The organism is Labrenzia sp. 011 (genome assembly GCF_003075075.1).
In the GTDB taxonomy this organism is placed as follows: domain Bacteria; phylum Pseudomonadota; class Alphaproteobacteria; order Rhizobiales; family Stappiaceae; genus Roseibium.
Genome location: NZ_QCYM01000063.1, coordinates 1 through 13,830, shown reverse-complemented (window position 1 = coordinate 13,830; position 13,830 = coordinate 1). Strand labels below are relative to the sequence as shown.

Below are 13,830 nucleotides of genomic sequence, written 5' to 3'. Positions count from 1 at the left end.
CGGCAACCACCGCCATGAGAATAAGCAGGAACAACCCCTCCAATAAAGACAGTAAAAATTACCATAATCGATATTACATTCTTCATTTTAATATCCTTAAATTCACCAAATAAAATTATTTATCTATAAAATTCAATTTATTACAATACTACCACTGCGTCATCTTTATTTTCCCACCGTCCCTAGACTGTCCGGTGTCTTGTTTCCCCTTCGGGGCTTTTCCCTTTTCCAACCCGATATTAAATTGCAGCTGAAAAGGGAGCCCTTCATGTCCATCCAGTCACTTACGGATTTTTCCGCTGCCGAGCCGCCGGCAGAACTGTCACCACCGGAACAGGCCTTGTGGTGGCTGAAAAAGGGCGGTCTGAAACTCGGGCCCGAATGGGAAACGGCCCATGAGATCTGTCAGAGCAGGGAAGGCGACATGGCGCACGACTGGATCCATGCCCTGTGCCATCTGATCGAAAACGACCCCGGCAACGCCGCCTACTGGTTCCGGCGCGCGGGAAAACCCGCCGGGGCCCGCGATGCCGAGACGCTGTGGCAGGACATCGCCGCCTCGATCTGATGACCGGGACGGGCCCGGTGGAACGTCCGCTTCAGGAATTGTCCGCCGCTGGCAGGCGCCGGGCGCGTGTGATCTCGCCCCATTCCGTGGCCGCAATACGGTCGATGGCCTGGTCAAGCGGTTCGCAGGCCACGGTCATGGTGTGGCCGTTGGCGTGCAGCAGCGTGCCGGGACCGGCAATGATGCCGACATGGCCCTTCCAGAACAGCAGATCGCCGCGGACCAGGGCCGCCGGATCGTCATGGGGGATTTGCGTGCCGGCTTCGGCCTCCTGCATGTCGCTGTCGCGCGGCAGGTCGTGACCGCCGGCCTGGGCGGCCAGCTGCACAAGAGCCGAGCAATCCAGCCCGAGACTGGAGCGCCCGCCCCAGAGATAGGGCGTGCCGAGCAGTTCCTCGGCAACGCGCACCCAGTCCTGTTCCCGCGCGTCCAGCGGCACGAGGTGCTTTGCCACCACGGCCGATCCGTCAGCGAGCAGCGCGTAGGTCAGACCGCGGGTCTCCGCCTCCCCGATCACGGTCACCTTCGATCCGAGGGACAAAAGCCCGAGCGGCGGAAATTTCAGATCCGGTCCCGGATAGCGGTAGGTGCGCAGCGCCCTGACCCGGTGCGTCGCCGCTGTCACGGGGCCCAGGGCATCGGAGGAAAACCAGCCGACATAACCGTCCGTATCCAGCTGTCCCCAGGCCCAGCCTTCCGGTGTCGTCTCATAGACGGTCAGCCATTCGCCGCGCAGGGCTTCGGTGTCGATCGGCCGGTCTGGACGCGGCTCCGGGCGCAGCGCGACACGATCGGCGATCACCTGAAAGACATCCCCCTCGACGAAGCGCCCGGCCTCCACCAGCCCTTCATAATCGCTGGCGGCAAGGTCCGGACGAACCGGATGGCGGCGGCGGTCGAAGTTCTGGGTCATGGTGGACATTCGGTTCCGGATGTTGAGGCGATCCCTGAAGGGACGGGATGGCGGTCGTTCCAAGGCGGGCGCAATGGTCTCATATGAGCGATCCTCCCTGCAAGCCAGAGGATCAGCGCGGCAGTTCCAGGGCCTTTTCGACGACCAGATCGCCCAGGTGCTCCAGATAGAGCGCTCCTTCAACCGTACGGGTGATGATCACGTTGCGCTTGTCGGCTTCGTCGCGCTTGCGGGACAGGAGCCGCATGCCGCCGAGCGTGTCGAGAGCGCGGGTAATGGCGGGTTTGGTGACGTTCAGCTTGGCAGCCAGGCCACGGACCGTATGCGGCGGCGGTTCGAGATAGACAGTCAGGAGGATCGTCAGCTGGCGCGCGGACAGGTCCTGTTCGCTGTCACGCACCAGCGCCAGATTGACCTCATGCAGCAATTTCAACGCCTGTGAGGCGCGTATTTCGACAGCCATGGATTGTCAGCTTCCCATCCAACTCATGGCCATCGAAACACAAAAACGTTTCGGAGCCGTTATTGTGCGCCCGCAAAACGCTCCGAAATCAGGTCGAACAGGCACCGGATCCCCTGCGCCTCGCCGCCGGCCGGTTTTCCCGGTTTTTCGATGGGCGTCCAGCCGAAAATATCGAAATGAACCCAGCTGCCGGTGTTTTCGACGAAGCGGGACAGGAACAGGGCCGCCGTCACCGAGCCTGCAAATCCGGCACCGGAGGTGTTGATGTGGTTGATGTCGGCGATCTTGCTGTCGAGATATTTCATGTAAGGCTGCCAGAGGGGCATGCGCCACAGCGGATCATTGGCCGCTTCCGCCATCACGGCGATATCTTCGGCCAGATCCTCGTCATGGGTGTAGTAGGGCGGCAGATCGGGGCCGAGTGCCACGCGCGCCGCGCCGGTCAGGGTCGCCATGTCGACCAGCAGATCGGGGGTTTCCTCGTCCGCCAGCGCAAGCGCATCGGCCAGCACCAGGCGGCCTTCGGCGTCGGTGTTGCCGATCTCGACGCTGAGCCCCTTGCGGCTGGACAGGACGTCCCCCGGCCGGAAGGCACTGCCGGAAACGGAATTCTCGACGCAGGGCACAATCACCCTCAGGCGCACGGCAAGATTGGCCGCCATGATCATGGAGGCAAGGCCCAGCACATTGGCCGCCCCGCCCATGTCCTTTTTCATGAGGCCCATGGAAGACCCCGGCTTCAGGTTCAGGCCGCCGGTGTCGAAAATGACGCCCTTGCCGACCAGCGTCACCTTCGGGTCCCCTTCCCGGCCCCAGGAGAAATCCGCCAGGCGCGGCGCGCGCGAACTTGCCCGGCCGACCGCGTGAACCATGGGGAAATTTTCCTCCAGCAGATCGTCACCGGAAATGATCCGGCCGCTGCCGCCATGGCCGTCGAACAGGCTTTCGATGGCCGCCGCAAGTTCCTCCGGTCCCAGATCGTTCGCCGGAGTGTTGATCAGGTCCCGGGCCAGCTGCACCCCGTCCAGCAGGATGCGCAGCCGGTCGAGGTCCACACCGGCGCCAACCGCAAGCCGTCTCTTCTTGCCCGGAGCCGCAAGGTAGCGTGCGAAGGAATAGGCGGACAGGGCGAAGCCGAGCGCGGCCTGTTCCTCGTCGGGGAAGCCGTCAGCAAGATGGTAGTCACCCGCAGGCAGGGCATTCGCCAGGCTGCCGAGCGCGAAAGGATGCGGCAGACCGGTTTCCTCGACGGCGAAAAGCACCGATGCCCCCTCGCCGTTCAAGCCCGGTACAAGCTGGAAGGTCGAGGCTTTTCCCGTGAAGTCATTCACGCCGCACCAGGCCTTCGCCGCGTCTCCGAGTTCGTCGAGTATCGCCGGGAGACCGGCCTCGGTCACGGCAATGATGGGGGTTGACCGGGAAACGTCGCTTTTACGCACAAGGCATTCACGCACGGCAGATACTCCGAATATTCAAGAATCGTTCCCGAGCAGATTAGCCCCACGACCGCAGGACGCAACACGCCCCGGTCCGATCGCGGAAATCCACCGTCGTTTCGCAAATCGCAAGACAGCTTAACCAAGCATTAGGGTTAATTATCTATTGCTCTAGGGGAACCATAAAAGCTGCGGACAACGAGGATGTTGAAGATGCATGCGCCCGTGACCAGTCCCTTTCCAAGACGCACCCGTCTCGTCTCGACCCTGATGGCGATGACCGCGCTTGTCCTGGTGACCGGCTGCGCCTCCAACAAATCCAATACCGGCACCCACTCGCCGGCCTATGGAAGCCACTACACCTCCCCCGGCTCGCGGGAAGCCATTACCGCGGTTTCCAAATGGTCGAAGGCCTATCAGAAGGACCGCAAGAACCGGGCGGCGATTCTCGGTTATTCCAACGCGCTGAGCCAGAATGGCCAGATGCCTCAGGCCATGGCGGTCCTCCGTTCGGGCGTGATCAACCACCCCAAGGACCGGGAAATCGCCTCGGCCTACGGCAAGGTCCTGGCAATGAACGGCCGTTTCGAGGAAGCTCTCAACGTGCTGCAAAGAGCCCAGCAGGCGGACATGCCGGACTGGAAACTGATGTCGGCCGAGGCTGCGATCTACGACCAGATGGGCGAACACGGCAAGGCGCGCAGCCTCTACAAGCAGGCCCTCAAGATCGCTCCGGACGATCCGAGCCTGCTCAACAATCTCGGCCTGTCCTATCTCCTGTCCAATGAACTTCCCGATGCGGAATACACGCTCCGGCGCGCCGCTGCACTGCCCGGCGCGGACAGCCGCGTGCGCCAGAACCTGGCCCTGGTTCTCGGCATTCAGGGCAAATATGACGAAGCCATTCAGGTGGCCCAGGCCGAACTCGACCCCCGCCAGGCAAAAGCCAATATCGCCTATCTGCGCTCCATGATGCAGAACCGCCAGGGCTAACGCTTATTGCGTCAAGCCGAACGCAGGAAATGGCCCGAACGCATTTGCAATTGCAAACCCTGCCTCGGGTCTCCTCCACAGCCGCATACGCGCGACAGGCCCCGCCAGGCTTTCACCCCGAAGCGGCGGCGCCCGGAACTTCCCCGGTTTCATAGCGATACATCGCAACACGCGGCGTTCAGCCGTGTGCAGGCTGCACCTGCGTCGCATGATGCGCATCGACATGGAGATCCGCGGCATCCGCCCGGCCGTCAGGTCATGGGATCCATCCGACGGCGAGAAAACGTTCAGAACGCCTGCATTTCCATGACCTGCATCACGGCAGGCGACATGATGATGAAAAACAGCACGGGCAGGAAGAACACGATCATCGGCACGGTGAGTTTCGGCGGCAGCGAAGCGGCCTTGTGCTCGGCCATGAGCATGCGCTGCTCGCGCGTATCGTCCGCCATCGTGCGAATGGCCGATCCCACCGGCGTCCCGTACCGCTCCGCCTGGATCAGAGCCATCATGACGTTCCTGACGCCGTCCACGCCCGTGCGCCTGGAAAGGTTTTCATATGCCTGCCGCCGCTCGCTCAGATAGGAGAGTTCGGCGGTCGTAAGCGACATTTCCTCCGCCAGATCGATGGACTGCATGCCCACCTCTTCCGCGACCCGCTGGAATGCGCCTTCTATCGACATGCCCGATTCAACGCAGATCAGCATGAGATCCAGGGCATCGGGCCAGGCCCTCTGGATCGACATCTTGCGCTTGTCGATCCTGTTTTTCAGATAGACGTTCGGCACGAAGGCACCCAGTCCTGCAATCGCGATGCAGAAACAGACCTTCGAGATCGCCGGCAACGTCGCGGGCAGGACCAGAAATGCATAGGAGATGGCGAAAACAAAGATGAACCCGGGCAAGGCGATACGGGCGGTGAGAAAGTAATACAGCGGCGCGGACCCGCGGTATCCCGCCATGCGCAGGCGGTCGACCGTATTTTCGTCCGACAGCATTTCCTTCAGGTTCAGCCGGTCGACGAAATTCTTCATCTTCTCCTTCGGCTGATTGCGCAGGGACGCCCTTGCATTTGTCTGGCTCTCCAGAAGACGCGCCCTTTCCTTCGCCCGCAGCGCGTCACGCTCCAGGGCGACCGACTTCATCCGCGTCTTCAGGGTGTTGCGCGACAGCATCGGCCACACCAGGGAGAATATCGTGCCCGTAACCGCGACCATTGCAAGCACGGCCGCCAGGAACTGGGTTGAGGCGATGGTATCGAGATTCATGCCGTCCCTCTTCAGAAATCGAAGTTGATCATGGCGCGCATGACCATGATGCCGATGAACATCCAGAACAGGCATCCGGCGATGATGATGTTTCCGGCAGTGGTCGTGAACAGCAGCATGATGTAGTCGGGGGAGATCAGGAAGATGATCCCGCCAACGGCGAAGGGCAACGCGCCGATGATCGCCGCGGAGGACTTGGCCTCCGAACTCAGGGCCTTGATCTTGCCCTTCATGGCCTTTCTGCCGCGCAGCACCCTGGACAGATTGCCGAGGGCTTCCGCAAGACCGCCACCGGCCTTCTGCTGGATGGAAACGACAATGGCGAAAAAGTTGGCTTCGGCAACGGGCACCCGTTCCGGCATTTTCGCGACCGCTTCGGCCAGCGATATGCCCATCACCTGGGTTTCCGTGATCTTGCGGAATTCGGTGGCGACCGGCTCCCGGGCCTCCCGCGCAACCACCTTGATGCAGTCGCCGAGAGGCAATCCGGCCTTTACGCCGCGCACGATAATGTCCACACCGTTGGGAAGCTCGTTCAGAAAGGCATTGAAGCGGCGCTTGCGCTTGCTGGACACATACCAGCGCGGAAATCCGAAGGCGCCGGCGAACGCGATGGCCGCGATGATCAGCAGGTTGCCGGTGAGAAAAAAGGCAAGGACCATAAAGACGAGGCCGGACAGGACGCTGAAGATGATGAAATGCTTGAGGTCCCAGCTCAATCCCGCCTGTTCCATGCGGACCTTCAACGAGATTTTCTGCTGCTTGTTCTGCTTGACCTTCTGCCGTTCCTCGAATTCCTTCAGCTGATCCTGGACGGACCGTCGGCGGCGATCGTTGTCGCGCAAATTCTTCCGCTGTTTTTCACTCTGGGGGCGCTCGGCCACAGCCAGAAGTCTCTGGTCACGCCGCTTGCTTCCGGACAGCATCGGCTGGAAGAGACTGAAAATGACCCCTCCGACAGCAAGCATCACCAGCGCCGCGACGGCGATGCCTGTGACCTGCGGGGTGAGAAATTGGTCTAATCCGGACATCTATGCCTCAATCCGCTGCAAATTCGGACATCTCCGAAGCATCCAGTGCTTCCGCCAGGCGGGTTTCCTCGCCGAAGTAACGTGCACGCTCCCAGAATCTCGGGCGGCCGATGCCGGTGGAGCGGTGACGTCCGATGATACGGCCGTTCGCGTCTTCGCCGACCATGTCGTAAAGGAAGACATCCTGGGTGGTGATGACATCGCCTTCCATGCCCATCACCTCGGTGACATGGGTAATGCGCCGGGAACCGTCGCGCAGGCGTGCCGCCTGGACGACCACGTCGATGGAGGAGACGATCATCTCCCGGAGGGTGCGCGAGGGCAGCGAGAAACCACCCATGGTGATCATCGATTCAAGCCTTGAAAGGGCCTCGCGCGGCGAGTTGGCGTGCAGCGTGCCCATGGAGCCGTCATGGCCGGTGTTCATCGCCTGCAGCAGGTCGAAGGCTTCCGGTCCGCGCACTTCGCCCACGATGATCCGTTCAGGACGCATGCGCAGGCAGTTCTTCACCAGATCTCGCATGGTGATCTCGCCCTCACCTTCAAGGTTGGGCGGGCGTGTCTCCAGCCGGACCACGTGCGGCTGCTGAAGCTGAAGTTCCGCGGAATCCTCGCAGGTGATGATGCGCTCGTCGGCATCGATATAGGCCGTCAGGCAGTTCAGAAGCGTCGTCTTGCCCGAGCCGGTACCGCCGGAAATCAGCACGTTGCAGCGCGAGCGCCCGATGATCTGGAGAATCGTCGCCCCTTCCGGGGTGATCGATCCGTATCTCACCAGCTGATCGAGGGTCAGCTTGTCCCGTTTGAACTTACGGATGGTCAGTGCCGGCCCGTCGATGGCCAGAGGCGGCGTGATGACGTTGACGCGCGAACCGTCAGGCAGGCGCGCGTCGCAGATCGGGCTGGATTCATCGACCCGCCGGCCGACCTGGCTGACGATGCGCTGGCAGATGTTCATCAACTGCGCATTGTCGCGGAAGGACACGGCGGTCTGTTCGACCTTGCCCTGGGTCTCGATATAGACCGTCTGGGCGCCATTCACCATGATGTCGGCGATGTCGTCGCGCGCCAGCAGAGGCTCCAGCGGACCATAGCCGAGCACATCGTTGCAGATGTCCTCAAGCAGGTCTTCCTGCTCGGAAATCGACATGACGACGTTTTTCAGCGCGATGATGTCATTGACGACATCGCGGATCTCGTCACGGGCGTCTTCCGTGTCGAGACGGGCGAGCTGCGACAGGTCGATCGCTTCCACAAGCGCACTGAAGATCTGCGCCTTGGTCTCGTAATAGTCGCTGTTCTTCTTGCGCTGCGGTGCGGGCGACGGCGCCGCGTCCCGAGGGCTTTCCTGCACCGGTGCGGGAGCGGTCGCCGCCGGTTTTTCGGGTTCGGTCTGAACGGACGGCGGCGGCACGGAAGCCTCCGCCCGGCCGAGGCCCTCGGCCGGCGCCGACGCATCCTGCAGCTCCGGCATATCTGCCGGCCGGACCGTCCGGTTTCCGGATGATGAACTGCCACGTCTTCCAAACATAACGAACTATCTGCTCCGTTTGAGAACCGGTCAGCCGGCCTTACGTTTCAGCTTCGACAACAAGCCACCGAGGCCCGATCTGTGGGACCTGGTCGGCTGCGCCTTGCCCGAGACGGACTGGGCCAGATCGTCGAACATGCCCGTAATGGCATGCTTGCCATCCAGCTCGGCGATCATCTGCCCGTTGTTCGCCGCAGTGCCAAAGAGCTGCGGCTCGAAGGGAATCGACGCCTGAACCGTCAGTCCGAGCGCTCCGGCGAATTCATCCGGCTTGATTTCCGGTCTTTTGGGCATGTTGACCTTGTTCATGATCAGATGCGGCGGACGGTCGTTCGGCCGCATCTGCTTCAGCATGTCGGCAGCGTTCTTCGCATTGCGCAGGTTGGCCAGGTCCGGTTCCGCGACCAGAACGATCTCGTCGACATTCAGCAGCGTGTTCCTGATCCAGCCATTCCAGGCATGGGGCAGGTCCAGCACCACGTGGGGCATGCTTGCCCGCATGGTTTCCAGGAGCAGCTCGAAGGATTTTTCGCCCTGGTCGTAAGTCCGCTCCAGGGTTGCCGGCGCGGCAAGCAGACTGAGATGCTCGCTGCATTTGGTCAGGATGCGGTCCAGATAGGTCTCATCCAGCCTTTCGGGCGAGGAGACGGCTTCGAAGACCCCCTGCAGCGGGTCCTGATTGTAATCCAGCCCCGCCGTGCCGAAGGGCAGATCGAGATCGGTGACAACGACTTCGCTTTCGAAAATGCGAGCAAGGGACCAGGCGCCGTTGTGCGCGATCGTCGAGGCACCGCAGCCGCCCTTCACGCCGTAAAAGGCGATCACCCGGCCGAGCGGTTCCGCCTCGGGACTGGCGTAGAGGTTTCCGACGGAGGCGATCAGCTGAAGCACGCTGATCGGAGTGATCAGGTAATCGCTCACGCCCCGGGAAATCAGATCGCGGTAGAGTGAAACGTCATTCACATCACCGATGACAATGACCTTGGTCCCCGCGTCGCAGTATTCCGCCAGATTTTCGAGGCTGGCGACGAGATCTTCCTTCTGGCCGGCCGATTCCACGATGATCAGGTTCGGTGTCGGCGCTTGCGAGAACGTCTCGATCGCCGCCGGGATCCCGCCCGTATCGAGCTTGAGATGGGTCTTGGACAGCCGGCGGTCTTCCAACGCGGCTTCAGCAACACGCATGGACGCTTCGCTCAGGAAAAATCCGTGAATCGTGATGCGCGGAATCGGGCCGATCTGGATTGCCTCGTCGTTGACAGCAAACTGCTGTTCATCAGGCACCGACATCGTGCCCATCTGGCCGGACATTTCTCTCAAGTCTGGGTTCGCACTCATATCTTCACCTATTCAGAGACCTCGGCGCCGACGCCTTCGTCGAATTTCCCGGATGTCACCTCGCCTTTTCTGTAGTTTTCGATGACAACTGCCCGCCGTGCCTGGTCGGCAGGAGTCATGGCTCTCGGTGTCAGGAGATCGGACGGATTTTCAACCATCGCGGCCAGATTGGACTGGGTCGCGCAACCGAAATTCTCATAATCGACGTTCGGGCCGACCCCGCCGCCGATGTTTTTGGGCCAGTCGCCGCAAGGACCGGCGGTCGCTTGCATCCGTGCATAGGAGAGCCTGATCGGAGCGTCCGCGGAGGGGTCGTTGACCGCATAGGTGCGTGTGCTGATATGGGAGCGGTTCAGACCGCCGCGCTGCAACGCCTTGCGGATATCCCCCGTCACCGCATGAACGGCGGATTCGTTCGCGCCGCCGGAGGGAACCAGAATCTCGACCCCACCATCGCCGTGGCGCCGGCTATTCATTGCAAAAGCGGTGATCGTGCCTTCCACCGGCCCATAGAGCCGGCGTGTGTTGCGGCCGATCGGCAGGTCGAGGGTTTCCGGTTCCTCCGTGATGACGATCGGATGCCGCAGCCGGTAGTCGTTGGACGCCAGTATCTGGCTTTGCGATTGTCCGCCCTGGCAGCCGGCCACGGCCAGACATCCCAGAAGTACAAGGGCGGATCTGGATGCCGCGGCAACCCGGACCGTATTGTTGGTATTCATCCGTCCGTCCTCACTTGTAGATAAAGCCGACCTGGCCGTGATAGGTGCCTTCGGCCACATCACCGGCCGGGCTGAAGATCTGGTTCAGCCGGTTCAGGAACACCGTCTCCGCATCGGATGGCGGCATGAAGTTCTTGTCGGGCCGGACCAGTTTCTGAGCCGCCACCGGCTGCACGACATAGGGCGTCACGAAGACCGTGAGTTCCGTTTGCTTGCGCAGAAAATCCCGGCTTTTGAACAGGGCACCGAGAATCGGGATCTGCATCAGGCCGGGAACTCCATCGACCGCCTGCTGATAGGATTCCTTCAGGAGGCCGGCCATCACCAGCGTGCCGCCGGAGGGCAGTTCCATGGTCGATTCAGCGCGCCGGACCTTCAGCGCGGAAATCGTGATTCCGCCCGCGGAGACGGCGCCTTCATTGCTGAGTTCGCTGACTTCCGTCTTCACCCGGAGGCTGATCCGTCCACCGGAGAGCACGACAGGCGTGAAGTCGAGGCCCACACCGAATTTCTTGAACTCGACGGTAACCTCTCCATCGTCCTGGGCAATCGGGATCGGAAACTCACCCCCGGCGAGGAAACTCGCGTTCTCGCCGGATATGGCGGTCAGGGTCGGTTCCGCCAGGGTCCTGATGACCCCATCCCTCTGCAGGGCCTCCACCTGGGCGGCCAGACTGGTGGCGCCACTGGTGAAACCGATACCGGCGATCGCCTGGTTGACGATGTTCGGGTTCACCGGAAAATTCGGCGTGTTCTCTCCGAAGGGCGTGAAATTTCCCACACCGATCGATCCAGAGAACTGGACCCCCAGCTGCTTGATGATCGAGCGTTCGACTTCCGCGACAGTTACCTTCAGGTGCACCTGATCCTTGCCTTCGACGGCAATCAGGTTGATGACGTCCTGCCCACTTTCGTCCCCCTGGAACTTTGCAGCTATATCCGCGGCCTGCTGGGCCTCGATCGTGCTTTTCGCGGTTCCGCTCAAGATCACATTTCCATTGACCGACTCGGCGGAAATGTTGGATCCGGGTATCAGCCTTCGGATGATCCGGGTCATGTCGGAAGTGTCTCTTTCGACCCTGAGATCGAAACTCGCCAGTTCACGGCCGCTGCGGCTGAAAAGAACAAGCCGGGACTGACCTGCCGTATTGCCGATGACGAAGATCCGCCGGGGCGTTCTGAGGACGGCATCGGCGATCTCGGGATTCGACACGAGCACGTCGGCGGCATCTTCCGCCAGATTGACGACGACAGAGCGGCCAACCCCGACATTCAGGATCCGTCCGCTCGCCCGCTCACCGGCGGCGATATGGACCTGGCTCGGGAAATTTCCCTCGGCCGCGGCGAATTGCGCCGGAACGGTCAGTGCCACGGCAAACACCGCTACGGCTGCCATGAACGTTCTAAGCTGGTTTTTCATTGCGCCCCTCGCGCTGGACTTTCTTGTCACTGCCGGTGTCATCGCACACCCGATTTGCTGGTCACGCCGTATTTCACGTAGCTCACGCCGCGCCGCTGACTGGTTTCAGGTTCGGCATCGTCGGCTGAATCCTGGGCGCTGCGCAGGGCCAGGGAGATCGTGCCGATCTGCTGTGCCTGTGCGACGATCTCCGATTGCGGCAGCGTCAGTTCCAGGGTCGCGGTTTTTTTGGGTGACAGGCTTTTCTTGTCCTGTTCACCGGCGGTCGTGGTGTCGATCGCCAGCACGCGGATGTTTTCGAGAATGGTCTCGCTGGTGGCGCCGCTGTCGGATTCGCGCGTCAGGATCAGGTCGACCTTGTCGCCGGGCAGAATGAAGCCACCGGCCGTGGTTTCCGCTTCAACGCTTACGGCGCTGGCGCGTTTGCCCTTGGGCAGGATGGCGGACATGAACCCCTTGTCGGTGGTGATCAGACGTTCCGGGCGAATCGGTTCTCCCGCGAAAATCGGGGCACGGGCGATCTGGCCCACATGCTCCTTGTTCGCTGCCGGGGCGGCTTTCTGCGTGACCGCGCCCTTGGGAATCACATCCTCCGGCCATGATGCCCAGGTCATGTCGCCGGCCGCCAGTTTTCCACCAAGCGGAATATCCTTGGCGGCCACAAGCACTTGAGCCTGTTTCCGTTCCTCGGACGGCGCCTGAGCGGATTGCGGTTCCTGTTCGCTTCCGCCGGACATCATGACCATGCGAAACGCCAGAAAACCTGCCGCCACCGCCACTGCCAGTACTAAAAGTCGAGCGAATTTCATGACCGTTACCCAATATTCCCAAGCGCACATGCGCCATTCAAGCTCAGAATGAAGGGTAATTCGTCAAAACATGGTTAATCAGAGGTAGATGTTTTTGGTTAACATTCATTAACTTTACTAAATAACTTCTTAATTCCATTGCATTTCGCGAAAATTCCGACCGCAGATTGGCCGAAAACTTGAATGTCGGGATGTAATCCAGAGCATGTCGCGTTGCATTGAATTCAGGAAATCACCCGAACGCATTTGCGGTGCAAAGGCGGCCTCGGGCGTCTGCCTGAAGCCATGAATCCGTTTAACCGCGAAACGTTCTAGATGCCCTGAATGGCGAGTTGGAACCATTCGGTCGAGGGATAAATCGTCAGACCGGCGGCCGCGATCGCGATGCCGTAGGGTATACCGCCCCTCCTGTCGTGCAGCCGCAAAAACCAGTCCTGAGTCGCAAGGGCCACGGGCACGATTTCGAATTTCCGAAAGAACAGGAGCGCAAAGGTCAGCAGCATACCGTATACGCCGACGAGGAGGACGAATGCGGTGAGTTCCGGTGAGAACCCGACCCAAAGGGCAATGGCACTGATGAATTTGACGTCACCGCCCCCCATCCAGCCAGCCGCGAAAAATCCGAAGCAGACAGGAAAGACCACCAGCAGGCCCATGGCGTGCAGGCCCCAGCCGCTCAGGGGAAGACCCGTGGCGAGCGCAAGGCCGGCAAAACCGGCGACAAGGAGAATCGACACCCTGTTGCGGATTGTCATCGTCAACAGGTCCGACGCACCACCGTAGGCGACGAGCATCGGGAAAATCACAAGAATGGCCGCTTCAATCATCGGACTACCGCTCAGTCTTCATCATCGCGCGGAATTTTATCGGCCGATTGTTAATTTTTTACCGATGCGCGGAGTGAGGAACTTCGGCTCCAGGCGCGCATCCTCTTTCAAAAGAGTATATCGAAATCGGATCGAAACAAAAAAACGGGCAGAAAGCTGCCCGCTTTTTTCTATGACATGGGCAGGGTCATACCCTGCCCAATGAGCCAAGATCAGTTAGCGACGTCGTCAAGCTCGTCCGTAATGCGTTCGAACAGGCCAGTCAGCGACGTACCCATCGTGGCTACGGCACCGATGATGACGATGGACAGCAGGCCTGCGATCAGGCCGTATTCGATTGCAGTTGCGCCGGATTCATCGTTGGCGAAACGCTTCAGAAGATTTTTCATGTTGTGTGCTCCAAGTACCACTGAATTGACAGCTTCAAGTCCGCCGGATCTTTTTCGGGTCCAATTGGACATGCCTCACCCTAGGAAAGAGAGCTTTCCAAGCCGTTAAATTTACCACCTACGTC

The 13,830-nt window shown here is 60.7% G+C and carries 14 protein-coding genes; 2 read left to right on the top strand and 12 right to left on the bottom strand.

Annotated features, from left to right (window positions below):
* Window positions 1-268: 268 nt before the first annotated feature.
* Entirely contained in the window at window positions 269-568 is a 300-nt protein-coding gene (locus DCO57_RS22275; protein ID WP_205756261.1) for a hypothetical protein, read from the top strand.
* A 31-nt stretch (window positions 569-599) separates the two neighbouring features.
* Here the strand turns inward: DCO57_RS22275 and DCO57_RS22270 are convergent, their stop codons facing one another.
* The 3 genes from DCO57_RS22270 to DCO57_RS22260 form a co-directional block, all read right to left on the bottom strand.
* The gene (locus tag DCO57_RS22270) at window positions 600-1,481 is read right to left on the bottom strand and encodes an NlpC/P60 family protein (protein WP_116701191.1); all 882 of its coding nucleotides are present in this window, start codon (window positions 1,479-1,481) and stop codon (window positions 600-602) included.
* 112 nt (window positions 1,482-1,593) lie between these two features.
* Complete coding sequence (locus tag DCO57_RS22265; RefSeq protein ID WP_116701114.1) at window positions 1,594-1,944, bottom strand: MarR family transcriptional regulator; 351 nt, start codon at window positions 1,942-1,944, stop codon at window positions 1,594-1,596.
* 59 nt (window positions 1,945-2,003) lie between these two features.
* A complete protein-coding gene (locus tag DCO57_RS22260) occupies window positions 2,004-3,398 on the bottom strand; it encodes a leucyl aminopeptidase family protein (RefSeq protein ID WP_116701113.1) in 1,395 nt (464 codons plus the stop codon).
* A 186-nt stretch (window positions 3,399-3,584) separates the two neighbouring features.
* Between DCO57_RS22260 and DCO57_RS22255 the strand changes: the two genes are divergently transcribed.
* On the top strand, window positions 3,585-4,373 hold the full coding sequence (locus tag DCO57_RS22255) for a tetratricopeptide repeat protein (RefSeq protein ID WP_116701112.1): 789 nt from the start codon (window positions 3,585-3,587) through the stop codon (window positions 4,371-4,373).
* 287 nt (window positions 4,374-4,660) lie between these two features.
* Here the strand turns inward: DCO57_RS22255 and DCO57_RS22250 are convergent, their stop codons facing one another.
* The 9 genes from DCO57_RS22250 to DCO57_RS22210 all read right to left on the bottom strand — a co-directional run bounded on the left by DCO57_RS22250 (window position 4,661) and on the right by DCO57_RS22210 (window position 13,705).
* Window positions 4,661-5,641 (bottom strand): type II secretion system F family protein, encoded by a 981-nt coding sequence (locus DCO57_RS22250; RefSeq protein ID WP_116701111.1) that lies wholly within the window; start codon window positions 5,639-5,641, stop codon window positions 4,661-4,663.
* Between the two features lie 11 nt (window positions 5,642-5,652).
* Window positions 5,653-6,672, bottom strand: coding sequence for a type II secretion system F family protein (locus DCO57_RS22245; protein ID WP_116701110.1), 1,020 nt, complete (start codon window positions 6,670-6,672; stop codon window positions 5,653-5,655).
* A gap of 7 nt (window positions 6,673-6,679) precedes the next feature.
* Window positions 6,680-8,146 (bottom strand): ATPase, T2SS/T4P/T4SS family, encoded by a 1,467-nt coding sequence (locus tag DCO57_RS22240; RefSeq protein WP_208978092.1) that lies wholly within the window; start codon window positions 8,144-8,146, stop codon window positions 6,680-6,682.
* 87 nt (window positions 8,147-8,233) lie between these two features.
* Window positions 8,234-9,541, bottom strand: coding sequence for a CpaE family protein (locus DCO57_RS22235; RefSeq protein WP_116701108.1), 1,308 nt, complete (start codon window positions 9,539-9,541; stop codon window positions 8,234-8,236).
* Window positions 9,542-9,549: 8 nt separating this feature from the next.
* Complete coding sequence (locus DCO57_RS22230; protein ID WP_116701107.1) at window positions 9,550-10,260, bottom strand: CpaD family pilus assembly protein; 711 nt, start codon at window positions 10,258-10,260, stop codon at window positions 9,550-9,552.
* A gap of 10 nt (window positions 10,261-10,270) precedes the next feature.
* Entirely contained in the window at window positions 10,271-11,680 is a 1,410-nt protein-coding gene (locus DCO57_RS22225) for a type II and III secretion system protein family protein (RefSeq protein WP_208978091.1), read from the bottom strand.
* A 38-nt stretch (window positions 11,681-11,718) separates the two neighbouring features.
* Complete coding sequence (gene cpaB, locus DCO57_RS22220) at window positions 11,719-12,489, bottom strand: Flp pilus assembly protein CpaB (RefSeq protein ID WP_116701105.1); 771 nt, start codon at window positions 12,487-12,489, stop codon at window positions 11,719-11,721.
* 311 nt (window positions 12,490-12,800) lie between these two features.
* Window positions 12,801-13,316 (bottom strand): prepilin peptidase, encoded by a 516-nt coding sequence (locus DCO57_RS22215; RefSeq protein WP_116701104.1) that lies wholly within the window; start codon window positions 13,314-13,316, stop codon window positions 12,801-12,803.
* Between the two features lie 212 nt (window positions 13,317-13,528).
* Window positions 13,529-13,705 (bottom strand): Flp family type IVb pilin, encoded by a 177-nt coding sequence (locus tag DCO57_RS22210; protein ID WP_116701103.1) that lies wholly within the window; start codon window positions 13,703-13,705, stop codon window positions 13,529-13,531.
* Window positions 13,706-13,830: the final 125 nt, after the last annotated feature.